Annotated in this window: 22 protein-coding genes; 9 read left to right on the top strand and 13 right to left on the bottom strand. The window is 67.8% G+C overall.

Features of this window, described 5'->3' with window-relative positions:
- Window positions 1-168: 168 nt before the first annotated feature.
- On the bottom strand, window positions 169-756 hold the full coding sequence (locus tag ACFVJ5_RS35310) for a TetR family transcriptional regulator (RefSeq protein WP_379227022.1): 588 nt from the start codon (window positions 754-756) through the stop codon (window positions 169-171).
- A gap of 44 nt (window positions 757-800) precedes the next feature.
- Here ACFVJ5_RS35310 and ACFVJ5_RS35305 point away from each other — a divergent pair, with 44 nt between their 5' ends.
- Both ACFVJ5_RS35305 and ACFVJ5_RS35300 read left to right on the top strand, forming a co-directional pair.
- The gene (locus ACFVJ5_RS35305) at window positions 801-1709 is read left to right on the top strand and encodes an SDR family NAD(P)-dependent oxidoreductase (RefSeq protein ID WP_379227020.1); all 909 of its coding nucleotides are present in this window, start codon (window positions 801-803) and stop codon (window positions 1707-1709) included.
- A 63-nt stretch (window positions 1710-1772) separates the two neighbouring features.
- A complete protein-coding gene (locus ACFVJ5_RS35300) occupies window positions 1773-3425 on the top strand; it encodes a CocE/NonD family hydrolase (protein ID WP_379227018.1) in 1653 nt (550 codons plus the stop codon).
- Between the two features lie 31 nt (window positions 3426-3456).
- Here the strand turns inward: ACFVJ5_RS35300 and ACFVJ5_RS35295 are convergent, their stop codons facing one another.
- The 3 genes from ACFVJ5_RS35295 to ACFVJ5_RS35285 form a co-directional block, all read right to left on the bottom strand.
- The gene (locus ACFVJ5_RS35295; RefSeq protein WP_379227016.1) at window positions 3457-5187 is read right to left on the bottom strand and encodes an alpha/beta fold hydrolase; all 1731 of its coding nucleotides are present in this window, start codon (window positions 5185-5187) and stop codon (window positions 3457-3459) included.
- 71 nt (window positions 5188-5258) lie between these two features.
- Window positions 5259-5813 carry a TetR/AcrR family transcriptional regulator gene (locus tag ACFVJ5_RS35290; RefSeq protein ID WP_379227014.1) on the bottom strand — a complete coding sequence of 185 codons (555 nt, stop codon included), beginning with the start codon at window positions 5811-5813 and terminating at the stop codon, window positions 5259-5261.
- Between the two features lie 60 nt (window positions 5814-5873).
- Window positions 5874-6824, bottom strand: a complete 951-nt coding sequence (locus ACFVJ5_RS35285; protein WP_379227012.1) for an NAD(P)H-dependent flavin oxidoreductase — start codon at window positions 6822-6824, stop codon at window positions 5874-5876.
- A gap of 245 nt (window positions 6825-7069) precedes the next feature.
- On the opposite strand from ACFVJ5_RS35285, the gene ACFVJ5_RS35280 reads away from it, so the two are divergent.
- Window positions 7070-7372 (top strand): hypothetical protein, encoded by a 303-nt coding sequence (locus ACFVJ5_RS35280; protein ID WP_379227010.1) that lies wholly within the window; start codon window positions 7070-7072, stop codon window positions 7370-7372.
- Here ACFVJ5_RS35280 and ACFVJ5_RS35275 read toward each other — a convergent pair.
- Entirely contained in the window at window positions 7308-7886 is a 579-nt protein-coding gene (locus ACFVJ5_RS35275; protein WP_379227008.1) for a TetR/AcrR family transcriptional regulator, read from the bottom strand. The two genes, ACFVJ5_RS35280 and ACFVJ5_RS35275, sit on opposite strands and share 65 nt — an antisense overlap.
- A gap of 99 nt (window positions 7887-7985) precedes the next feature.
- On the opposite strand from ACFVJ5_RS35275, the gene ACFVJ5_RS35270 reads away from it, so the two are divergent.
- Window positions 7986-8654, top strand: coding sequence for a methyltransferase domain-containing protein (locus ACFVJ5_RS35270; RefSeq protein WP_379227006.1), 669 nt, complete (start codon window positions 7986-7988; stop codon window positions 8652-8654).
- Window positions 8655-8727: 73 nt separating this feature from the next.
- Window positions 8728-9369, top strand: a complete 642-nt coding sequence (locus ACFVJ5_RS35265; protein WP_379227004.1) for an HD domain-containing protein — start codon at window positions 8728-8730, stop codon at window positions 9367-9369.
- Between the two features lie 26 nt (window positions 9370-9395).
- On the opposite strand, the gene ACFVJ5_RS35260 is transcribed toward ACFVJ5_RS35265, so the two are convergent.
- The 6 genes from ACFVJ5_RS35260 to ACFVJ5_RS35235 all read right to left on the bottom strand — a co-directional run bounded on the left by ACFVJ5_RS35260 (window position 9396) and on the right by ACFVJ5_RS35235 (window position 15522).
- Complete coding sequence (locus ACFVJ5_RS35260) at window positions 9396-10148, bottom strand: copper homeostasis protein CutC (RefSeq protein WP_379227002.1); 753 nt, start codon at window positions 10146-10148, stop codon at window positions 9396-9398.
- A 1-nt stretch (window position 10149) separates the two neighbouring features.
- Window positions 10150-10929, bottom strand: a complete 780-nt coding sequence (gene nagB / locus ACFVJ5_RS35255; protein ID WP_379227000.1) for a glucosamine-6-phosphate deaminase — start codon at window positions 10927-10929, stop codon at window positions 10150-10152.
- On the bottom strand, window positions 10929-12098 hold the full coding sequence (locus ACFVJ5_RS35250; RefSeq protein ID WP_379227054.1) for an N-acetylglucosamine-6-phosphate deacetylase: 1170 nt from the start codon (window positions 12096-12098) through the stop codon (window positions 10929-10931). Before ACFVJ5_RS35250 ends, nagB begins: the two co-directional genes overlap by 1 nt.
- Window positions 12099-12243: 145 nt before the next feature.
- On the bottom strand, window positions 12244-13908 hold the full coding sequence (gene ptsP, locus ACFVJ5_RS35245; RefSeq protein WP_379226998.1) for a phosphoenolpyruvate--protein phosphotransferase: 1665 nt from the start codon (window positions 13906-13908) through the stop codon (window positions 12244-12246).
- The gene (locus ACFVJ5_RS35240; protein ID WP_378663552.1) at window positions 13908-14171 is read right to left on the bottom strand and encodes an HPr family phosphocarrier protein; all 264 of its coding nucleotides are present in this window, start codon (window positions 14169-14171) and stop codon (window positions 13908-13910) included. The genes ptsP and ACFVJ5_RS35240 overlap by 1 nt, the downstream gene beginning before the upstream one ends.
- A gap of 4 nt (window positions 14172-14175) precedes the next feature.
- Complete coding sequence (locus ACFVJ5_RS35235; protein ID WP_379226996.1) at window positions 14176-15522, bottom strand: PTS transporter subunit EIIC; 1347 nt, start codon at window positions 15520-15522, stop codon at window positions 14176-14178.
- Window positions 15523-15750: 228 nt separating this feature from the next.
- On the opposite strand from ACFVJ5_RS35235, the gene ACFVJ5_RS35230 reads away from it, so the two are divergent.
- The 3 genes from ACFVJ5_RS35230 (at window position 15751) to ACFVJ5_RS35220 (ending at window position 17589) form a co-directional block, all read left to right on the top strand.
- Complete coding sequence (locus ACFVJ5_RS35230) at window positions 15751-15981, top strand: PTS glucose/sucrose transporter subunit IIB (protein WP_358072659.1); 231 nt, start codon at window positions 15751-15753, stop codon at window positions 15979-15981.
- On the top strand, window positions 15978-16433 hold the full coding sequence (locus ACFVJ5_RS35225; RefSeq protein ID WP_379226994.1) for a PTS glucose transporter subunit IIA: 456 nt from the start codon (window positions 15978-15980) through the stop codon (window positions 16431-16433). Before ACFVJ5_RS35230 ends, ACFVJ5_RS35225 begins: the two co-directional genes overlap by 4 nt.
- A 97-nt stretch (window positions 16434-16530) precedes the next feature.
- Complete coding sequence (locus ACFVJ5_RS35220; RefSeq protein ID WP_379226992.1) at window positions 16531-17589, top strand: class I SAM-dependent methyltransferase; 1059 nt, start codon at window positions 16531-16533, stop codon at window positions 17587-17589.
- On the opposite strand, the gene ACFVJ5_RS35215 is transcribed toward ACFVJ5_RS35220, so the two are convergent.
- A complete protein-coding gene (locus ACFVJ5_RS35215) occupies window positions 17571-20861 on the bottom strand; it encodes a DEAD/DEAH box helicase (protein WP_379226990.1) in 3291 nt (1096 codons plus the stop codon). The two genes, ACFVJ5_RS35220 and ACFVJ5_RS35215, sit on opposite strands and share 19 nt — an antisense overlap.
- Window positions 20862-21069: 208 nt before the next feature.
- On the opposite strand from ACFVJ5_RS35215, the gene ACFVJ5_RS35210 reads away from it, so the two are divergent.
- Window positions 21070-21723, top strand: a complete 654-nt coding sequence (locus ACFVJ5_RS35210) for a hypothetical protein (protein WP_379226988.1) — start codon at window positions 21070-21072, stop codon at window positions 21721-21723.
- Here ACFVJ5_RS35210 and ACFVJ5_RS35205 read toward each other — a convergent pair.
- Window positions 21650-22285: a vancomycin high temperature exclusion protein gene (locus ACFVJ5_RS35205; protein WP_379226986.1), complete on the bottom strand. Its 636-nt coding sequence runs from the start codon at window positions 22283-22285 to the stop codon at window positions 21650-21652. The two genes, ACFVJ5_RS35210 and ACFVJ5_RS35205, sit on opposite strands and share 74 nt — an antisense overlap.
- Between the last annotated feature and the right edge of the window lie 146 nt (window positions 22286-22431).

Below are 22431 nucleotides of genomic sequence, written 5' to 3'. Positions count from 1 at the left end.
GGACCGCTCCCGCGAATCCCCCTGAAGGCAGCCAGATTACATCCCCTGATCCGGATGAATGCCCGAACTGACGACAAAGTTGGTCCCTTGATCAGTTCGCCCGCAGCGAGCGATCTGACCGAGTTGGTGGCGCGGGCGTTTCGTTTATCTACTCGCCCGCGAGGCGAGTCACGTGCGTCGGGGAACGGATTCGGCCAACGCCGTGCGGGCATCGATCAGATGCTGGGCGAGGTCGCCGCCTTCGTGGAGCCAGACTCGGTACGCGGAGAAGAAGCACGCCATCCCGATCTTCGCCCACAGGGCCGGCCGCACGTCGCTGTCGACAGCGACGCCCAGTTGGCCGGCAAGGTGGTGTTCGATGAGCTTTTCCACGGCGGCCTGTTTGGCCAGGTCGCGGGCTTGTAGCGCCGGCGTGCTGGTGATCAGGGCGTCGCGGGTGCGCGCCTGTGTGAGTTGTTCGCCGCCGAATCTGCTGATCAATGGGGTGATGACGACGGCGAGGGTGGTTTCGGGGTGTTCGCCCTCGGGGCGTTCGGCGAGGAGTCGGGCCAGGTCGGCGCGCAGGTCATCGTCTTCGGGGAAGACCAGCTCTTCTTTGCTGGTGAAGTAGCGGTGCAGGGTGCGGGTGCCGACTTCCGCGGCCGCCGCGATCTCGGCGACGGTGACGCCGTCGAAACCTCGTTCGGCGAACAGGCGGAACGCGGTGTCGACGATGGACTGCCTGGTCCGTTCCCGTTTGAGTTCCCGCAGCGACATCGAGACAGTGTCGCACGACGCCACTATCTGGCAGACTGTGCCATATGACATCAAGTGACAGAACATTCGTGGTCACCGGCGGCACGAGCGGTCTCGGCTACGAATGCGCCAGGAACCTCGCGCTCGACCCGAGCAACACGGTGGTGATCACCGGTCGCGACGCGATGCGAACTCGGGAACTGGCTGCGACGATCGGCGCGCGCGGCATGGCACTCGATCTGTCCTCGCGCCCGTCGGTCAGCGCTTTCGTGGCCGAACTGGTCGCCGCCGACCTACCGCCACTGTCCGGACTGGTGTGCAACGCGGGCGTGCAGTTCACTCGTCGGACCCTCACCGTCGACGGCATGGAGGCGACTTTCGCCACCAACCACCTGGGTCATCTCGGCCTGGTCAACGATCTTCTCGACCACCTCACCGCACCCGCGCGAATCATCATGGTGTCCTCGAGAACCCATGATCCCGAGCAGTTCACCGGGATGCCGCACCCACTGACCGCCACCGCCCGCGAACTCGCCTACCCGCCGCCACCGACCGAATCCGCACAGCGCGACGCCCGCCGCCGCTACACCACTTCGAAGCTGGCGAACGTGCAGACCGCCTACCAGCTCGCTCGCGAGTTGGCCCCACGCGACATCACCGTGAACGCGTTCGACCCGGGCCTGATGCCTGGAACCGGATTGGCCAGGGACGCGAACGCTGTCCAGCGGCTCGCCTGGAGAACGATCGCCCGCGCCCTTGTCGTACTCCCCGGTGTTCGCACGCCGCGTGGGTCCGGCGCGGATCTTGCGTGGCTGGTCGCAGCACCGGACCGAGAGGGCATCACCGGTCAGTATCTGGTGGGTCGGAGACCGGTCCGATCCTCGGTGGCGTCCTCTGACGAACCGGTGCAGCACGCTCTCTACCGGGACAGCCTGGAGTTGCTCGCCGAGTTGGATGCCCGAGCCGAAAGTTGATCGGCGACACGCCCCGGATTATCGGGGCTGGACGGCGAGGCGGGGACCGGCCATAGTCCGGGGGTGCGATTGGGTGTGGTGGTGGCGCGGGCGGTGGCCGGTGTGGCGTTGGTGCTCGGATCGGTGGCGCCGGCGACGGCTGAGCCGGTGAATGTGGCGTTCACGTGGACGCAGGAGTATTTGACCGCGCCCGACGGGACGCGGCTGCACGCCGATGTCCTTCGGCCGCCGGGGGTGGCCGCCGACGCGCGGACTCCGGTGCTGCTGACAGCCAGTCCTTATCGGGCGCACCTGGCATACCTGTCCCAGCCTCGCCCGGGTGGCGGGCCCTCGACCGACAACTTGCCGGTCGAGTGGGCGCTGCGGGCCGGGTACACGTATGTGATCGTCGACCTGCGCGGATTCGGTGGGTCCAACGGGTGCCCGGATTTCGGCGGCCCGGGGGAGCGGTCGGATGTGGCGGCGGCGGTGGAGTGGGCGGCGAGCAGGCCGTGGTCGACGGGGCGGGTCGGCGTGGTCGGCACGTCCTATGAGGGATGGACCGGGATGATGGCGCTGGCCGCGAAGCCGAAGGGGCTGGCGGCGGTGGCGGCGTTCGAACCGGTCGTCGATCCGTACTCCTACCTCTACATGCAGGGCACGGCGTGGAAGTTCGGCGGAAAACCGTTGACCGAGGACGGTATCCGCCCCGCCGACACCGCGGGCGCGGAACACCTGGCCATCGCCTCGACCCCCGGGCACCCCGACGACGGCGACGAGTACAGAGCCAATGCCGTCCAGATGACCCAGGACTGCGCCGCCCGCTACCTCGCCCTCACCACCGACCACAACGGCGCCAACCCGGACTGGCGCGAGCGCGACATGGTCGAGGCCGTCCGCGGCAACACCACCCCGATGTTCCTCGGCCAGAGCTTCCTCGACTCCAATACCCGTGCCGACCGCATCATCGAGGCATGGGAAGCCAGGGGCCCCGGCGAACACCGCGCCTGGTTCGGCCAGTGGGGACACTCGGACTGCCGCGAGAAGTGCGGCACACCCCACTTCGCCTCGGAGCTCTACGCATTCCTGGACAAACACGTGGCGGGCGCCGATGTCGAGGTACCGGGTCCGCCGGTGACCGTCGGCCAGTTCGACGGCGGGTGGCGCGGTGAAACCGCCTGGCCGCCTACGGATTCCCGGCGCGCGTCGGTCGCATTGCGCACCGGAACCTTCACCGATCGTGGTCTACTGCCCGGCGCGGACCGGGAAATCTGGTCGATCTCGGCCCCGGTCGCCGAGCCCGTGCACCTCGCGGGCCGCGCCACTGCCGCGCTGACCCTCACCGGCCCGCCGGAAGCGACTGTCGCACTGGAGCTCTACGACATCGCCCCCGACGGACGCGCCACCGTCATCACCCGCGGCATCGCCCCGGTCCGCTCCGAATCCGAGATCCGGCTGCTCTGGCAGGACGCTCGCCTGGCCACCGGCCACCGACTGGGCGTCCGGATCACCAACGCGGTCGACGACGTGTGGTCGCACACGCCGACGAACGCCGCCGTCACCGTTACGTCGGCCCGCCTGAACCTCCCCCTGCTCACCACCCCGCGCGAACTGAATCTTCCCGGCGGCGTCCCCATCTGGCACGCACGGTGGCGTACCGAGGAAACCATCGCACTCCAGCCGGAGATGGTGAACGACCCCGCACTTCGGATCGAACTCACGGCTCCGGCCGGGTGAGCGTCGCGGACCGATCTGTCTGTCGGCCCGACTAGCGGATGCTGCTCCTCGGGTGGTCTTGCGGTGTAGCGGAGACCGATTCGCCCCGCAGGGCACGCGCGACAAGATCCGGATGGGTCAGCTGCGGGTAGTGCCCGGTGCCGTTGATCATGGTGACCGGCCGATCGGTCGGCTCGACCAGTGGATCGTCCGAACCGACGATGATGTCGACCGGAACCGTAACCCGGGTCAGCTTCGCGGCGAGTTCGTCTCGCGAGGCGCCGGCGGCGCGCAGGGCCGTCCAAGTGCGCTGAGCAACACCGGGTCGGCGCAGATCCGCGAGCGCGGAGGTGACGGCAGGACCTTCCGGAATACCCAGTCGCGCGGCCAATGTCGCGGCGGACATCCGCTTGACGACCTCGGCGGCGATGGGCGAACCCGTCAGCCGGGAGGCGGGCTGCTGGAGGAAAGCGGGCGCGATCAGTACCAGCCGTGACACCCGATCGGGATGACGCAGCGCGAATTCGATTGCGGCCCAAGAGCCCAACGAATGACCGACGATGACCGGTCGCGTCCGCACCGGCGCCATCAGTTCCTCCATCCAGTCACCGGTCGACCGCGCGGACACCGCCGAGCGCCCGAGCCCGGGAAGGTCGGCCGCCAGAGTGGGGGCATCCAACTCCCGCACCACGTCGGACCATGATTCGCTGTCGAGCGGAATCCCGTGCAACAGCACATATTCCGGGTCGGCTCGTTCGCCGACCAGCCACGTCCCGTCGCGGAATCCGGATTTCGGTGTGGGTGTGACGGTGCCGTTGCGGCCGGCGACGATCCCGTCGGCGTAGGTGCGCAGCAGTTCGTCGACCGGTGGATGGCCGATGCCGAGACGCCGTGCGATGACGTCGCTTCGGCTGGTGTCGTACCGATCGCTGCTGAGGAACGACAGCGCTTCGGGATCGGCGTGGGTCACGGCCCGGGGCAATCGACGGACCAGCGCGGTCGGCAGCGTGAAGCGCGGCGCGGCGACGTGCAGGTGGTCGGCGACGAGCCGAATCAGTTCGGGCAGTACGGGAGTCGCGGCATCCAGCAGCGGATAGGACCTGCCGACCGTATCGGCTTGCGTGGGCAGTCCCACGATGAACCGGGCCACGTAGTCGAGATCGACCACCGGAACGAAGGTGTCGGCTGAGCCCGGCAACGCGGGCAATCGACCCAGCCAGAGATTGTCGATGATGTCGGAGAGCCCGAAGTACTGGCCGGGTCCAAGCACTCCGGCCGGATTCGCCATGGTCAGCGGGATGTCGCGCTCGGTCGCGAGCCGCCGCAGCACGGCATCGGCCTCGACCTTCGATGCCTCGTACGCGCCGTTGCCGTAGTCCTGCTCGCCCCCGTCGTCGGCCGCGCGATAGCCGGTGATGTGGACGATGCGCCGCAGATCCGGTTGCCGTGCGGCCCATTCCAGCACGTGCACCGCGCCGTCGAGGTTGACCCGCCGCGCCACCTCCGCGTCCAGCCCGAACTTCATCAACGCGGCCGCGTTGTACACATCACGCACCCCTTCGACGGTGTCGCCGAGCGCGAGATCCGGTTCGCCGATATCGGTGTTGGTGACGGTCAAACCGGCGGTGTCGACACTCTGCTCGTCGAGCCAGGTCCGCAGTCGATCCTGACTGCCCGCACGCAGCGCGGCAGTGACGGTGTTCCCGTTTCGCAGCAATTCGGCGACCAGGGAGCGGCCGATGAACCCGGCGGCGCCGAAAACGATGGAGTCGGTGTGTGCCATGATGTCCAACTTTCAGTAGACCGATTTACATATTTTCAGGATATGACTCGAGTGGCAGGTGGGAGAACGGCTCAGATCAGCACGTCGATGGTGTCGGCGAGGTGCTCGAGTGGTCGGCGGGAACGATGGGTGCGAGCCAGCACCAGCCCGCCTTCGATCAGGGCGAGCGCGACCGTGGTGATCCGTTCGGGTTCGGGATGGCCGAATCCGATCAGTCGTTCCCGAATCGCCTCTTCCCAGAGTCGGTAGGTCGCCGAACAAGCTTGCTGCACAGCATCGTTGGTCGACGCGGTGTCCAAGGCGACGGCCGCCACCGGGCACCCGATGGTCCAGTCCGACGCTTCCAGCTGATCGCCCAGCAGGTTCACCATCTTTCGCGCGAAATCTCGCGCGTCCGTCGCCTCGACCGTGCGGATGATCGTCGCGATGTCGGTACCGCTCTCGGCGAGCGCCGCCGCCACCAATTCGTCCTTACCGCCCGGGAAATGGAAGTACAGCGACCCGCGCGGCGCACCGCTCTCCTGCACGATCTGATTGAGCCCGGCGCCGAAATACCCGTGCGACTCGATCAGCGACCGCGTCGCCCTGATCAACTTGCACCGCGTCTCGGCTCCCTTTTTGCCCACTCGCTCAAACTAGACCGATCTACATAATTTCGCAAAGGGTTGCCCCGGTCGCGACCAGCCTTACTCGTGGCGTGACGCCAGCAGCTCGGCCGCGTCCCCGCAGAGTCGGCCGATAATGGCCGCCGCAGGCTCGATATGGGTCACCAATCCGACACCCTGACCCGCATCCACCGGTGCGAGCCGAGGATCATCGTCCGCGATCGCCGCGCGAAGACGGTCGGAATCGGGCACGTCGTCGCCCTCGAGCCGCGACCACGGATCCGTGAACTCGTTGCGCAGGACGCGCGCCGGATAGATCGGTGGCCAGGGCAGATCGAGGGCCTCGTCGAACGCGGTGGTGACAGTGGTGCTGCTGGAGTCGGCGGCGAGCATCGCGAGGCGGGCCGATTCGGGCAGCAGTGATTCCTCGGCTGCGGCCAGGCAGGTCCCGAGCCAGGCGCCCGCCGCTCCCGCCGCGAGCACGGCCGCGAGCGTGCGCCCGGACCCGATGCCACCGGCAGCCAGGACCGGGACGGTCGCGATGTCGAGGACGGCGTCGAGCAGCGGCAGCAAGGCCAATCGGTCGGCGCCGTGACCGCCACCTTCGCTGCCGCGCGCCACCAGAACGTCGATACCCGCGTCCTGCGCACGGTGGGCGCCCGGTGCGTCGTACACCTGGGTGACGGCGAGAATGCCCGCCGCCCGCACCTGGGGGACCCAGGAGAAGTCAGTGCCGAAACTGACCGAGATAATCCGTGGACCCGCGGCGATCGCCGCCTCGAGCAACCCGGTTTCGCGGGCGCGGACCCAGTCGACCAGCCCGATCCCGTCCGGTGCTCCGGCGACGTCCAGTTCGCGGCGCAACGCCGCCACCGATCCCGCACTGCCCATGCCGATCATCCCGAGCCCACCCGCCGCGCTCACCGCCGCCGCGAGCCGTCCACCGGCCGCGCCGCCCATCGGCGCGTTCACCAGCGGCACCCGCAGCCCCAGCGATCGTGACCACAGTGTCGACAGCGTCTGCTCTGACATCGGTGCACCTTTCGCCACGGCTATGACCCAACCATCATGGCAGCTGAGCGGCGCAGCTCTCCCCAAGCGACGCGCGCCGGGACGCCTGTGCCGACCTCCGAATCGGAAAGAGATGGCTGACAACGCTATTCGTCATGCGGGCTCGATCCGGTGATCGGCGGCGCGCCGCCGGGAAAGAACCTCGGCGACGGATACGCGGTGCGCGTATGTTCGACGGCAATGCCGGACGACGAGACAGGATGGCGATGACGATCAGAGATCGCGTCGAACAGCTGGTGACCGAGCCGCCGATCGTGTTCGGCGAGCCGATCGACACTCCCGGCGGCGCTACGGTCATCACCGTCTCGCGCGGTGGTGGTCCGCTGCGGCACCCTCGTCCGGTCGGTGTGTTCGTCGTCCACGAAGGGCGCGCGCACTGGACGCCCGCGATGGACGCCAATCGCATCGCTCAGCTCGGCGAATGGATCGGCCTGCTCACCGGGGTCATCGCGGCGCTGGCGATTCTGCGTCGCCCGCCGTGGCCGGACCTGCGTCGCCGGAGCCAGTGAGCCCGTACAGCGCGAGCGTTTCGAACCGCTGCCACGCCTGGGCCGGTGGCGTCGGCGCGGTCGGCTCGATCACCGGACCCAGCACGCCGAGCAATGCCCACGACAGGAACTCGATCGTGCCCGCCGGCTGCTCACCGAGGAGTTCGCCGACCAGTTCGGCGACACACTGCCGGTAGGCGCGCACGACGGCGGCGGTGGCCTTCGGCCCGATCAGCGGGCGATACACCTCGGGATACTGCGCGGCGAGATGGAACATCACGCGTAGCGGCGCGAGCGCAGAACCCGGTGTGGTCGTGCGGATGATCTCGCGGCGCAGGAACTCGGTGCAGCTCACCAGTAGCAGGTCGTCCTTGTCGCGGTAGTGCGCGTAGAAGGTGGACCGCCCGACGTCGGCACGGCCGATGATGTCGCTCACGGTCACCTTGTCGTAGCCGCGCTCGATCATCAGCTCGATCAGCGCCTTGTGCAGTGTGTCCCTGGTGCGTCGAACCCGGCGATCAGGGTGCTCGGCCATCGCTTCCTCCTGCACGGTTTCCCCGGATCTGTTCGATAACGGACACCTCCGGCGATTCTGCTCCTGGTGACGTGCGCGGCGGCGCCCGACGATGAACTCATGTCCCGAAATCAGCTTCTCACCCCCATGTTCGTCGACGACGCAGGCACCGGTCTGGTCATCGCTGGCCTGCGCCGCTACAACCTCTTCACCACGGTGTTCTTCCTGGGCAGGCATCGTCGTCTGCTCGCCGAATTCGTCACCGGATCCGGTGCGCGCCCGGGTTCGCGGGCACTCGATATCGGTTGTGGGCCCGGCAAACTGGTTCGCGCGCTCGGCGATGCGGTCGGACCGAACGGCGCGGCGGTCGGCGTCGACCCCTCGGCTACCGCGGTCGCCGACAACAGTGCCCGTGATCGCGCCACACACCATCGCTACGTGCTGGGCCCGGCGCAGTCGCTGCCTGTGTCCGATGCTGAATTCGACGTCGTCACCTGCACTTTCGTCATGCACCACATCCCCGAGTCGCAGCGTGACGCCGCGATCGCCGAGATGTGGCGGGTGCTGCGACCGGGTGGACGTCTGCTGCTCGCCGACGCGTCACCCTCACCCCGGATGCGGGCCGTACTCTCTCTGTTTCTCGGCCGCGGTGGCGATCCGTTCGCCGACGCCGATATCCGCCATTACACCGGTCAGATCGAGGCCGTCGGCTTCACCGATCTCGGCTATACCCAGAGCCGCGACCAGACGGGCATCCTGACCGCGCGGAAACCAGTCGCCCAGCACTGATCCCGGCAACCTGTCGGTGCCCTCGGCTAGGGTCGATCTCGACACGATCACCAATCGAGCACGGGGGTGCGGCATGGAGTTCGATCAGCGCGAAATCGAAGCACGGGAATTCGCCATCGCGGCACACGGCGATCAGCGCTACGGCGTCCATCCCTACATCACCCATCTCGCGGCTGTTCGGGGTGTCCTCGACGATTTCGGCTACGGCGGTGAACTCGGCCTCGCGGCCTGGCTCCACGACGTCGTCGAAGACACCACCGTCACGGCGGAGGATGTCGAATCCCGTTTCGGGCGTGAGGTTCTCGACCTGGTGTGGGCGGTCACCGGCATCGGCCCCGATCGCAAGGCACGAAACCAGAACGCCTACACCAAGATTGCCGCCCACCCCAGAGCCGTGATCCTCAAACTCGCCGACCGCACCGCCAATGCCGAGGCCAGCCCACCCGCCAGCAGTTGGATGGGCATGTACCGCACCGAGCATCCCACCTTCAAGGCCCACCTCGGCGGACTCCTCGCCGAAGACCCCACCGTGGCCCGCATGTGGGAGCGGCTCGACCGCCGCCTCGACCCGTCGGTGGCCCCGCCCATCGATCAGTGGGCCGATATCGACCAGCTGGTCGTGGCAGGCGAACACGACAAGGCTGTCGCCGCGGTGCAGGCGGCCTTCGACTGCGACCCCGGCGAAGCCGAGTTGATCCTGGCCGAGCGCGCCTGATCCGGCCACTCGATGGCGCGCCCGATTCAGGCTGTCGGGTGTCCGCGGCCGGCTGACCGGTCCGTGGCCGCCAGTTGAGCGGCCGCGGCGGCGGCGAGCTCCTCGTCCAGTTGCTCATGGCCGGACCTGCCACCTCCGCCCGGGCCGCCGTCGTCAGCGATGACACGTCGGGCCGAGAGGTGGATCGCGTCGACGCCTGCCCGGTGTAGTGCCGGAATATCGTCGACGGTGATCCCGCCACCCGCCATGACCTGGATGCGGCCTGCCGCGTGCACGACCATCGCGGCGAGTTCCTCGAGTCCCGCGGCGCAAGCGGCCGCTCCACCTGAGGTGAGAACCCTGGTCATGCCACCGGCGATCAGGGTGTCCAGCGCGGTCTCGCGGTCGCGGATCTGATCTATCCCACGGTGAAAGGTCAGCTCTATGCTTTCGACAGGAACGTCATCGAGAACACGGCGCAACCCTTCGACGTCGACCTGGTGGTCAGGGGTGAGCGCACCGATCACCAGCCCGGCGGCACCAGCCGAAATCGCCGCTCGCGCATCAGCGTTCATCACCGCCAGTTCATCGGCATCGGCGTAGACGAAGCCCCCGGCCCGGCACCGGATCAGCACGTGGACGGGAATCCCGGTTTCCACCACAGCCTCGATCGTTCCGATACTGGGCGTGAGCCCACCCGTACTGCCCAGCGCCGCGCACAATTCCACCCGATCCGCCCCGACGCGGCGAGCGCCGAGCGCGCCTGCCGCGTCCTGCACCGCGAACTCGAGGGCGGTCACGTCAGAACGACTGCCAGGCGGGCTTGTTGGCCAGCGCGTACTTGTAGTAGTCCGCCAACTTCAATTTGCTCGCCGCGGCCTCGTCGATCACCACCGTGACATGGGGATGCCACTGCATGACCGAGGCCGGGCAGAACGCCGACAACGGTCCTTCGGCGGCGGCGGCGATCGCATCGGCCTTCCCCGCGCCGAGCGCGATCATCACCAGGTGTCCCGCCTCGTTGATGGTGCCGAGGCCCTGGGTGAGCACGTGATGCGGCACATCCTCCGGCCCGTCGAAAAAGCGCGCGTTGTCCTTACGCGTCTGTTCGGTCAGCGTCTTCACCCGCGTGCGCGAGGTCAGCGCCGACCCGGGCTCGTTGAACCCGATGTGCCCGTCGGTGCCGATCCCCAGCAACTGCACGTCGACCCCACCCGCGGCGGCGATGGCCGCGTCATACCGGCGGCCCTCGCCCGCGACATCACCCGCCTCACCGTTCGGGCTCAGCACCCGCGCGGGATCCAGGTTCACATGGTCGACGAACTCCGACCGGATCACCGAAAAATATGACTGGGGATGATCTTTCGGCAAACCCACGTATTCGTCGAGCAGGAAGGCGCTGGCGGTGGTGAAGTCCAGCTCGCCCTCGCGGTACCGCCGCGCCAGCTCCTGATAGCTCCCCAGCGGCGACGACCCCGTAGCCAAGCCGAGGATCGCGTTACCGCCCTGCACATAACCGCCGACGATATCGGCGACCGTACTCGCCACTTCGTTTTCGTCAGCCCGGATCACGATCTCCATCAGATTCCTTCCGTTCCGGCGACGAGCACGCGCCGCGGCCGCAATGACTGGTCGGTGACAAGAATGTCGGCACGCGCACCGACGGTGAGACTGCCGCGTTCGTCCTCGAGACCGAGGACACGAGCAGGGGTTCGAGTCGCGGAGACGACCGCGTCGGACAGCGGTATGCCCGCGACATCGACGGTCCAGCGCAGCACATCGACGAGCCGTGCCGTGCCGCCCGCGATCGCCCCGAGCGAATCGCCATCGGTGGCCAGCCGGGCAACGCCGTCGTGCACCTGAACATCGAGGGCGCCCAGCCGATAGTCGCCGTCGCTCATGCCCGCCGCCGCCATCGCATCGGACACCAGCGCGATCTGATCCGGGCCGACGGTATCGAACACCATCGTCACCGTCTCCGGCGCCAAATGCACACCGTCAGCGATCAATTCGACCACCATCTCGCCTCGCCCGGCCGCGGCCAGACAGGCGGCGACCGGCCCGGGGGAGCGGTGATGCAGCGCGGGCATGCCGTTGAACAGGTGCGTAGCTGTCACGGGGCCACCACTGGCCTCGGCGATGCGCGCCGCGGTGGTCGCGGCATCGGCATCGGTGTGCCCGAGGCTGGGCAGCACATCATGCCGGCGCATCGCGGCCAGCAGTTCATCGAAATGCGCGGTCTCGGGAGCCACTGTCATCGACCGCACCGTGCCGCGCGCGGCCGCGTAGAGCCGCTCGAACAACGCGGGATCACCGGGAATGATCGCCGCGGGATCCTGCGCCCCACACCGGATCGCATTGATGAACGGGCCCTCGAGATGCACCCCGAGCAAAGCCCCGTCCTCGACAAGATCGGCCAACATCGCCGCCTGCGCGACCAGCACCTCCGGCTGATCCGACACCAAGCTCCCCATCAACCCGGTGGTGCCGTGCGCCCGATGATGCGCCGCCGCGACCCGAGCGCCGTCCGCATCAGCATTGGGAAACCCGAACCCGGCCCCACCGTGACAGTGCAGATCGATCAATCCCGGAAGCACCAGATCGTCACTGGATGCTGGAAGCCGATCGGGTGCAGGATGACTCGCCACATCGCCGACCCAGGTGATCAGCCCGTCCGCGAATTCGACGACGCCATCGGCGATGTCACCCTCGACCGTCCCGACGAGACGACCGCGCACGATTCCCGTCACCACGAACCTTCCCCATCACCGGAGCCGTGGTCGGCCCCAACACCTGAACAACCTGATACGGCTTCCACCTCAGCGATCGAGGACCGCCGCCGGACACCGCATCGCGATCCGACCGACGGCCGGACCGCGTGCACAACAACCCTTTTCACGCCCGCCCGATGATCGCCGCGACCGCCGCCCGCCCCACCTGTGGATTGCGCGCCGCACGCGCCGCATCGGCCGCGTCCTGGCACTGCTGCACATCCACCGCGGCCAACGCTGCCCGCACCCCGGGCAACGCGGGCACCGACATCGACAAACTCGTCACGCCCAGGCCCACCAGCACCGGCGCCAACGTCGGATCCGACGCCGCCTCACCGCACACCCCGACCGACTTACCCGCCGCCGCGCCTGCCGCACCGACCATCGCGATCAGATCGAGCACCGCGGGCTGCCATGGATCGAGCAGCTGCGCGAGCCCGCCCGCCATTCGATCCACCGCGCACGTGTACTGGCTCAGGTCGTTGGTTCCGATGCTGACGAAGTCGAGATGCGCGAGCAGATCAGCGGCGCGCAACGCGGCCGCCGGGATCTCGATCATCGCCCCGACCTTGGTCAGTCCGGATTCCCTTGCCAGCGCGGCGAATCCGGCAGCCTCGTCCGCGGTGGCGACCATGGGCGCCATCACCCACAGATCGGCCCCGGTGGCCTCGCCCGCACGGGCGAGTGCCGTGAGCTGTGTGGCCAGAGTTTCCGGAAACACCGTGCCGATCCGCAGCCCGCGCACACCGAGCGCGGGGTTCTCCTCGGTGCCGAGATCGAGAAACGGCAGCGGTTTGTCCGACCCGGCATCGAGTGTCCGCACTACGACTCGTCGACCGGCGAACTGTTCGAGAACCGCTGTGTACGAAGCGGTCTGCTCCTCCAGCGACGGCGCGGAAGTCTTTCCGAGATACATGAACTCGGTGCGGAACAGGCCAACCCCCTCACTGTCGACGGGCCCGGCCTTCGCCGCGTCGTCGACGGTGCCGATGTTCACCAGCAGATGCACCGGCGTCCCATCAGCGGTATGTCCCGGCCCGCTGGCCGCCGCGATCCGCGCCTTGTCCGCCGCTGCCTGTTCGAGAGCTGTCTGCTGATGCTCGGGACTCGGATCGATCACGACCTCACCGGTGGCGCCGTCGAGCAGCACCGGCACACCGTCGACGAGCCGATCGGTATCCGGACAGTTCACCACCGCGGGCAACGCGAGGGACTTCGCGAGAATCGCGGTGTGGCTGGTCGGCCCGCCCTCGGTGGTGAGCAACCCGACCACATCACTGTCACCCAGCATCGCCGTATCGGCAGGTGCGAGATCCCGTGCGACCAGCACGAATGGATACCCGGGCTCCGGAATGCCCGGCATCGGCAGCCCGAGCAGCACCGCGACGGTCCGCCCGCCGATATCGCGCAGATCGGTCGCCCGCTCGGCCATGTACCCGCCGAGCGCTTCCAGCTTGGCGCAGAATCCCTCGAACGCCAGGTGCACCGCGTGCGCCGTCGGCATCCCGGCGGCGAGCTCCTTCTCCGTGGCGGCGACGATGCCCGGATCACGGGCCATCGTCGCCGACATCGAAAGGATCTCGGCCGCGACACCACTCACTCGCGCGGCCCTGGCGGTCATCTCGTCGGACACGCCACCGAGCGCGTCCTTGACCCGTGCGAGCTCGTCGGCAACCGAGCCGCCGACGGGATCCTGCGCCGACGTCTCGAGCTGCGATCCGAACCGCAACCACGGCGCGCACACCACGCCCGGGCTCACTCCGAGTCCACGGATCACCTGTTCCGGCATCAGGCGGCGTCCAGATCCGAGGCGATGAGTTCGGCCAACTGGTCCAACACCGCATCGGCGCCCTCGGCGTGCAGGGTCACCTCGGCCCCGTGTCCCGCGCCCAGCGTCATCACCGCGAGCACGCTGGCCGCGTCGACCGGTTCGCCACCTCCCAGCGAAATTCGCACCGGCACCCCCGCGGCCTGCACGGCCTGCGTGAGTTTCGCGGCGGGCCGCGCGTGCAGGCCTACCTCGGATCCGACGATGACGGTGCGGGTGCTCATTGCCTCACTCACCTTCCAGTTTCTTGTCCAGCTTCGTTTCGACTTCGGCGACCGAGGGTGCGTCGGTTCGAGTATCGCCCGTGGCCGTCTGGGCGGTCTCCGCTTCGACCAGGGCCGCGTCGGGCACACCCGCTTCGACATCGGTTTCCGCCTCGCGACCCGGCGTGCGCAGGTTCCACTTCTTGATCACGAAGCTGAAGAGCACGTAGTAGATCACCGCGTAGCCGAGCCCGATCGGGATCAGCATCCAGGCGTTGGTGGCCTTGCCGAAGTTCAGCAGGTAGTCGATCGCACCCGCGGAGAACGTGAATCCGTCGTGGATACCGAGCGCGTTCACCAGCGCCATCGACGTGCCCGTCAAGATCGCGTGCACCACATACAGCGGCCACGCCACGAACATGAACGAGAACTCCAGCGGCTCGGTGATGCCGGTGACGAACGCGGTCAGACCGGTGGAGAGCATGATGCCGCCGACCAGCTTCTTCTGCGACGGACGCGCGTTGCGCCAAATGGCCAGCGCGGCAGCGGGAAGCGCGAACATCATGATCGGGAAGAAGCCCGTCATGAACGTGCCCGCGTTCGGATCACCGGCGAAGAAGCGGTTGAGGTCACCGCGCACGAGCTGGCCGGAGGCGTCGGTGTAATCGCCGACGAGGAACCAGACCGTGGAGTTCAGGATGTGGTGCAGACCGGTCGGGATGAGCAGGCGGTTCGCCGCGCCGTAGATGCCGCCACCGACGACCGAGTTGTCCGCGACGGTCTCACCCACCCAGGTGAGCGCGGAGTTGAAGGCCGGGTAGAGGAACGCCATGCCGACGCCGACGACGAGGCCGGTGAACGCGGTCAGGATCGGCACCAGCCGCCTGCCGTTGAAGAAGCCGAGGAAATCGGGCAGCTTCGTGCGATAGAACCGCTGCCACAGCATCGCCGACAGCAGACCCATCACGATGCCGGCGAGAACGCCGTAGTTGATCAGCGCCTGCGCGCCCTTCGGGTCGGTTTTCCCTTCGAGCACGATCGGTGACATCGCTTCGAACACGCCGTTGATCACCATGTAGCCGACCACCGCGGCCAGTGCCGTCGACCCGTCGGCCTTCTTCGCCCAGCCGATGGCGATACCGACGGCGAAGATCAGCGGCAGCCAGGTGAACACGGCCTGTCCGGCTGCCGAGATGACCGAGGCGGTGCTCTCCAGCGCGGAGAAGCGGCCGAGGAGATCGTCCTGGCCGACGCGCAGCAGAATGCCTGCCGCGGGGAGCACCGCGATCGGCAGCATGAGGCTGCGACCGAGGCGCTGCAATCCCGCGAACACCTTCGATTCTTGTTTGGGTGTGTCGGTAACGGCAGTCATGTCGACCTTCTTCGTGCCGGCTCTCCGGCGGTCTCGGCGAGGGAGGACCGGCTTGCCCGCCGATCCGGGTTAACTGTTGTGAACCGGTGTACCTGACGGGTACTGTCCGGTCATAACCAGTTGCCAGTTTGACCAGGTGGAGGTCGGATGTCAACCGCTGAATATGATGTGGCGCACATTCGAGACTCCCATACTGGTACTGGCAACCACCGCCGAAAGGGAGAACATATGTCCAAAGCGGAAGCGATCGTCCAGGGCTTGGGCGGCGCGGACAATATCGTTGAGATCGAGGCCTGCATCACCCGGTTGCGCACCGAGGTGAAGGACGGCAGCTTGGTCGACGAGGCCGCGCTCAAGGCCGCGGGCGCCCACGGTGTCCTCAAGTCGGGCACCGTCGTGCAGGTCGTCGTCGGCCCCGAAGCCGACACCCTGGCCGACGACATCGAGGACATTCTGTGAGCATCCCGGTCATCGCTCCGCTGCCCGGCAAGGTCGTGGCCCTGTCCGAGGTCCCCGATCAGGTCTTCGCCGAACAGATCGTCGGCTCCGGCGTCGCGCTCGACCCCGACCGCACCCGCGGCACCCTGATGGTGACGGCCCCCATCGCGGGCAAGATCCTCAAACTCCACCCTCACGCCTTCGTCATCCTCGGCCACGGCGTCGGCGTCCTGGTTCACCTGGGCATCGACACCGTGAAACTCAAAGGTGAAGGCTTCGAACTCCTCGCCACCGAAGGCGACACCGTAGAAGCCGGCGCCCCCATCGTCACCTTCGACCCGACGAAAACCGCCGCCACCGGCTACTCGGTCATCTGCCCCGTCGTAGTCATGGACTCGGCGAAAGACTCCGTCTACACCGACACCATCGGCACCACCGTCGAATCAGGCAGCCTCCTGTTCGATTCTCCGTAGCCACCCTGACCTGCTGCTGAACCTTTCGGCCGACCGACCCGTAATCCGTATCAGCGGGTCGGCGTGGATCCGTATCGCATCAACAGGAGGACGACTGGTGAGCGCAGTGGAGCAGTCCGGTGAGCAGTTCGCCGAGCGGTTGTTCGGGGCCGCGCTCGGGGCTATCGATATTCTGGCGGTGCATCTCGGGGATCGGCTGGGCTGGTATCGGGCGTTGGTCGAGGGTGGGCCCGCGGATGCGGGTGAGTTGGTCGCGCGGGCGGGTGGGGACCGCCGGTACGCGCAGGAGTGGCTCGAGCAGCAGGCGGCGACCGAGATTCTGACGGTGGCCGCGGACGGGCGGTTCGTACTGCCCGCCGGTGCTGCCGAGGTTCTCACCGACCCGAACAGTCTCAATTACCTTGCGCCACTGGCTCGTATGCTGGCCGGTGCCGCCGCCCAGATGCCCGCGCTCGTGCGCGCTTACCGCGACGGCGGCGGCGTCGGTTGGTCCGAGTACGGCGCCGACATGCGCGAATCCCAGTCGGACATGAACCGCCCCTGGTTCGAACAACGTCTCGCGACAGACTTGGCTGGGGTCGCCGACATCCACGCGCTGCTGTCGCGCCCCGATGCCAAGGCAGCCGACATCGGCTCAGGCGGTGGCTGGTCCGCGATCGCCCTTGCCCGCGCCTACCCCGAGCTGACTGTCGACGGCTACGACATCGACCAGCCCTCGGTGCGGATGGCCGCAGAAAACGCCACCGATCTCGGCGATCGCGTCCGCTTCCACCACGCCGATGCCGCCACCGACCTCCCCGAATCCGCCTACGACGCGCTGTTCGCGTTCGAGTGCCTGCACGACATGCCACACCCCGTCGAGGTACTGACCTCGATGCGCAAAGCCCTGCGCCCAGGCGGCGCGGTGATCATCATGGATGAGGCCGTCGCGCCGGAATTCACCGCGCCGGCGAGCGATATCGACCGCCTGATGTACGGGTTCAGCCTGCTGGTCTGCCTGCCCGACGGCATGGCGCATCCCGACTCCGCGGGCACCGGCACCGTCATGCGCACGGCGAAACTGGGGGAGTATGCCGAGCAGGCAGGTTTCACCGCCGTGGACATCCTCCCGATCGAGGACTTCGGATTCTGGCGTTTCTACCGGCTCACGGTCTGATCGGCGAGCAGTTCGGTCTCGACCGTCCAGCGCCTGGCGAGATCGTCGAAATAGCGCTGGCTGCTCCACAATCGGTAGTTACCGATGACGTAAACCCGCCGCCGAGCCCGCGACACCGCCGTGTTGAGCACATTCGGATTCGTCGCCGCCCACCGTCGCGACCCGCCGGCGGCGGGCGATGTCCCCAGTATCAGCACCACGACCTCGGCCGAATTGCCGTGCATCGCATGGACAGTGCCCACCTGCCGCTGCGCGAACTCCGCACCGAGTACCTCACGCGCGATCTCCTGCGCACCGAAGGCGACATCACGGAACGGGCTGACCACCCGGATATCGGCCGCCGCCACTCCGTCCTCGGTCAGCCGCGCGAGCAGCGCGGCGAGCGCTTCGCCCTCACCGGGAATCCAATTACCTTCGGCCCGTGCAGATCTGACATCGATCCACCGATCGTGCCCGGGGAACTCCGGCCGATCCGGGGTGGCGAACACCAGCAGATCATCGTCATAGGCAATGTGATGCGTGAGCTCGAAAATCTGCCTGTCACTGCGCCGATGGACCCGCAACGGTGCGCCGACCCATACCGGCGCGATCGAATCGGAGGGCATCAGCCAGGTCCCGAACCGCACCCCACGGTCAGCCGCCTGGCGCGCCGAGGCCTGATCCGGCATCCACTCCGCGTCGAGCCCGTACTGCTGCACGAATGCTTCCTGCGCCGAAGTGGGCAGCACACCAACAGGTCCCAGCTGGCGATGATCACCGACGATCACCGCTCGCCGAGCCCGCCACAACCCACCGGCCACCGACTGCGGCGCAGCCTGCCCGGCATCGTCGACGAACAACCACCCGAGGGCCTGCGACCCCAACCCGGCGAACAACCGAGGCAGCGCGGTGAAGGTCGTCGTGATCATGGGCACCGCGAAGAACAGTGTCTGCCACGCCGCCGCAACGGTTTCCGGCTTCGGCTCAACCGCGAGCTCACCACGGATCAACGCGATGGCGACGATGAGATTGTCGCGAATCCGTGGGGCCGCGTTGAGCAAGAACGCTCGATGCAACTTCAACGCCGACAGGAACAGTTCACGCCGTGCGCTCGCGTACTGCTCGTCCGCCCACGGATTGCACAGCTGGAACTGCTCGTCGTCACCCGCCACATCACCGAACGGGATTGTGCGCGACCAGTTCTCGCGTCCCCGCTCGATAACATCCAGCGCCGCCGCCCGTCGCTCCGTCAACTCCACGTGCTCGCGAATCAGCGTGCGTCCGTGCTCGGCCGCCTGCGCCCACTGCTCCCGCGTGTACTCGACCTCGGTCTGACGTCGCCGCATATCCGCCTCGGCGATATGTCGTTCGCGCAGCAACTCGTTGCTGCGCGCGCTCCACCGCCGTCCCGCCCGGAATCCCGTCGAGAGCGACGCCACGAACCCCGGCTTCTGCCCACCGTGCTCGCTGAGGAACTTGCCCGCCCGGTGGTGCGCGGCCTGCGCGGTCCGCAGATGCTCGGTGGCCAGCTGATGACGTTCGCGCCAATGCGCGTGCGCGTCATCGGCGTTGGCGATCTCGGCCGCCGCCGACTGCAACCCCGCGTTCATGGTCGGCAGCTCGGCGACCGCGTCGGCGACGTTCTGGCGCGCTTGCGCGAGCCTGCGCACCTCGGCGCGGCGAGTGGTGAAATCCCGCACCGCGGTCGGCCAGTCGGGAATGGAATCCGGGTCGGCCTCGGCCTGCTTGAGGATGTCGAGCATCCCGCCGTTCGGTGTGCCGGTCTTCCGCTCGGTCGCGAACCGATCCCCGAACCAGAACTGTTCGGCGAACGTGCGTCGCGTTCCGCCAAGGGCCGCGGCGACCAGTCCCCACGCCGGGGCTCCGCCGACGAGTTCGGCCAGGTCGGTGAAGTGATTGAGCTCGCCATCGATCGCGTCGCGGTGCTGGATCTCGGCGACCACATCGGCCGCGGTGGCATCGCTGCCGGTCGCCAGCACCACTTCGAACCCGGTGACGCAGTTCGCCAATCGATGCGCGCCCACCGTGTAGTTCTTCGCCACCTGCACCTGCTCGGTGATCCCGGCGAACACCGCCATCGGATCATCGAACGCCGCCAGCTGCGCGGCCCGCTCGACCAGAATCCCGGCCAGCAGGTCTCGCAGCATCGTCGTCGTCCCGGTGCCCGGCGCGCCGTGCACCGCGAAGATGCCCGCATCGTCGCGCAATTCGGACAGCGCGCGATCGACGGCGAACTGCTGTCCGGATACCAGCGGATCACCCGGCCAGCGTCCGTCCGGAATGAGGTGGGGGAGTAGGCCCTCGACGACCGCGTCCTGGCGTCGACGGACATCGATCCGGTCATCGAGCGGCAGCGACTCCGCCGCCGCGAGGTAATCACGCAGCGCCGCACCGATATCGCCGCGCTCGACCGCCTTCGCGAGCTCGGCGAGATCCGTGCCGAACCCGCTGTTCAGGCGATCCACGGCGGCATCACTGTCGGCGTCACGCGCCGCGACCTGGACGCACGCCACCCGGACACCGCCGGCCCGCAATTCCGATCGAATGCCCAACGCGGCACACAGTTCACCGGTGAAGGTTTGCAGGTCGCGGCCGGTCAGCCGGGGCGCCTCGACGATGTCGTCGTCGGGCTGGACAGCGAACCGTTCAGCGAAGGCCAACGCCGACATCCCGGCGAGCCCCGGGGAGATGACGCCATCGGCTCCTGCCGCGATCACCGAAGCCGCTACCCCGCGGCCTGCCACGTCCAGCGCACGCCAGCGCGGCGCCGGACCCATCTGTTCGGCATCGGGGTGGGTTTCTCGCGTCAGCGTGTCGAGCGCGGCGGTGAACGCCGCCGAGTCATGGTCGAACCCGTCGGCCCAGCCGATGTCGTCGGGTCCTGGCGCGCGCAGCCGGTTCACGGCCCACGCCAACCCGGACAATGTCGCCGAGCCTTCGACAACCACTCCGCTGTCGGTCAACGTCACCGCGAAAGCCGCTGTGGTCCCGGCCCGTCGGGCGTCGGCCTCCAGCTGGTCCTCGCCGAATGTCCGCACCAGCGCTTCCCGCGCGCGCCCCACCTCGAACAATCCGCCGTACACGACGAACTGCCACACCCGCCCGGTTTTCAACGCGGGCAGCGCGGCGAGGTCTTCCCACGGCGCGCGGTCATCCGGCGCGAGATCGACCACCAGTCCGTCGGTCTCGACGTCGGGCACCAGCTGCGGACCGAACAACTCGACGGTCTGCCAGAAACGCACGAGCCGCGCGGCGTGCTCGGAACCGCCCACGATGCACCCCAATCCGGTCGGCGATCATTGCAGACAACCCCGATCACGGTACGCGATCCGGATTCCTCCAGCACGCCACCCCGGCCCTCGCGTCTGCCGTGGCGAGAACATCGGCGCTGGTCCCGCCGTCGCGGCAAGCACCTCGCCGCCCACAACGGCCCGGGAAAACCCTTTGACCCATCAACCTCGCGCCGCGCACGCTGAGACCATGAACGACTTGGCCCACGCCGCAGACCGATTCGTGCTCGGTGAGCTCAACGGCGCGGACCTGTCGATGGCCGCCGCCGAGGCGCTCGCTCGTGGACTCGACAGTCCGGCACTGGTCGAGCTCGCCTGTCTGCACCGAACGGACTGCGGCGCAGCTCCCGAACTGTTCCGCACCGCGATGGCCGAGCTCGGGCTGGTGCACGACTGGAGGGCGCGGGAAGTCGACGTCCGGGTCGGGCTGGCACGAGCTCACGCGACTGCCCTGCTGGCTGATGATGCCGCGCCGGCCGACCACTTGGGTGGGATCACCGGGCAGCTCCGGGAGCTCGCCGGATACCCGGACCCACCCGCACCGGATATGGAAGACCTGGCCAGGGAGTTCGAGGTGTTGTCGGAGTACCTGGAGTTCGCCGACCCGACCACCATCCGCGAACAGATTCGACAGGGGTGCCGCAACCTCTTGGCAGGACCGCCTTACGCGCTGGTGTCCCCACATCTGGTCACAGCGCCTCCCGAGCGGCGGTCGGCACGGCCCGCGAGGTGGCGGCAATTCATCGCTTCTCTGCGCTCCCGGCGAGCTGTCAGCGCAGAAGCATCTCCGCCATGGCCTTCGGCGCTGCAAGCCATTCACGAACGTTGTTGCGTACCTCGGTGACCTGCCTGCACTCGCAATAGGCGACCACCCCGTCGGCCTCGATGCCCGCGGCCCGGCACAGCGCGACCGCGCGGGGGAGATGTTGGTACTGGCTCACGATGATGGCCCGGTCGATGCCGAACAGCGACTTCGCCCGTTCGCAGGTCTCCCGGGTGGAAAGCCCGGCACGATCGGATCGGACGATGGCCGGGTCGATGCCGTGGTCGAGGAGATAGCGCGTCATCGACGCGATCTCATCACCTGACGAGCCGCCGGCATCCCCGGACAACAGAATCTCCTTGGCCTTGCCCGCTTCGACCAACTCGATCGCCACATCGAGGCGTCCCCGTAGGTAGGCCATCGGAGTTCCGTCCGGCCCGACCTTGGCACCCGGGATGATCACGACGGGTGCGCTGGGTGCGGTCGCCACATCACTTCTATGGCCGGACGACAAAGTCCACATAGCGATGTTCGCCCCAGCCGTCACCAACACCAGCCCACCCGCCACGACAAGTCCGGCTCTCGCGATACGACGCAACCGCCGGCGCTTCCCGCTATGTTCCTCCGCCATGCGCACTTTCATACATGAACACTGCGAAAATATCCCCTGACTAGGGGATTTGACATTGCAATTGTCGGCACGTAACTTTATTCGAGTCAGAGCGACACGGACACCGACTCAGCCGCCCAGCGGCCGAGACACGAGGTAGTACGATGAGCGCCTGACTG

Source organism: Nocardia sp. NPDC127606, assembly GCF_042671725.1.
Classification (GTDB): Bacteria; Actinomycetota; Actinomycetes; order Mycobacteriales; family Mycobacteriaceae; genus Nocardia.
Note: the sequence above shows the minus strand (reverse complement) of the source record. Positions and strands in the feature narration are given on the sequence as shown.

Excerpts from the sequence above, each read along its gene's own strand:
- ACFVJ5_RS35310 (WP_379227022.1), bottom strand. The coding sequence starts at position 756 with ATGTCGCTGCGGGAACTCAAACGGGAACGGACCAGGCAGTCCATCGTC.
- ACFVJ5_RS35305 (WP_379227020.1), top strand. The coding sequence starts at position 801 with ATGACATCAAGTGACAGAACATTCGTGGTCACCGGCGGCACGAGCGGT.
- ACFVJ5_RS35295 (WP_379227016.1), bottom strand. The coding sequence starts at position 5,187 with ATGGCACACACCGACTCCATCGTTTTCGGCGCCGCCGGGTTCATCGGC.
- ACFVJ5_RS35285 (WP_379227012.1), bottom strand. The coding sequence starts at position 6,824 with ATGTCAGAGCAGACGCTGTCGACACTGTGGTCACGATCGCTGGGGCTG.
- ACFVJ5_RS35280 (WP_379227010.1), top strand. The coding sequence starts at position 7,070 with ATGACGATCAGAGATCGCGTCGAACAGCTGGTGACCGAGCCGCCGATC.
- ACFVJ5_RS35275 (WP_379227008.1), bottom strand. The coding sequence starts at position 7,886 with ATGGCCGAGCACCCTGATCGCCGGGTTCGACGCACCAGGGACACACTG.
- ACFVJ5_RS35270 (WP_379227006.1), top strand. The coding sequence starts at position 7,986 with ATGTCCCGAAATCAGCTTCTCACCCCCATGTTCGTCGACGACGCAGGC.
- ACFVJ5_RS35265 (WP_379227004.1), top strand. The coding sequence starts at position 8,728 with ATGGAGTTCGATCAGCGCGAAATCGAAGCACGGGAATTCGCCATCGCG.
- nagB (WP_379227000.1), bottom strand. The coding sequence starts at position 10,929 with ATGGAGATCGTGATCCGGGCTGACGAAAACGAAGTGGCGAGTACGGTC.
- ptsP (WP_379226998.1), bottom strand. The coding sequence starts at position 13,908 with ATGCCGGAACAGGTGATCCGTGGACTCGGAGTGAGCCCGGGCGTGGTG.
- ACFVJ5_RS35240 (WP_378663552.1), bottom strand. The coding sequence starts at position 14,171 with ATGAGCACCCGCACCGTCATCGTCGGATCCGAGGTAGGCCTGCACGCG.
- ACFVJ5_RS35235 (WP_379226996.1), bottom strand. The coding sequence starts at position 15,522 with ATGACTGCCGTTACCGACACACCCAAACAAGAATCGAAGGTGTTCGCG.
- ACFVJ5_RS35230 (WP_358072659.1), top strand. The coding sequence starts at position 15,751 with ATGTCCAAAGCGGAAGCGATCGTCCAGGGCTTGGGCGGCGCGGACAAT.
- ACFVJ5_RS35210 (WP_379226988.1), top strand. The coding sequence starts at position 21,070 with ATGAACGACTTGGCCCACGCCGCAGACCGATTCGTGCTCGGTGAGCTC.
- ACFVJ5_RS35205 (WP_379226986.1), bottom strand. The coding sequence starts at position 22,285 with ATGAAAGTGCGCATGGCGGAGGAACATAGCGGGAAGCGCCGGCGGTTG.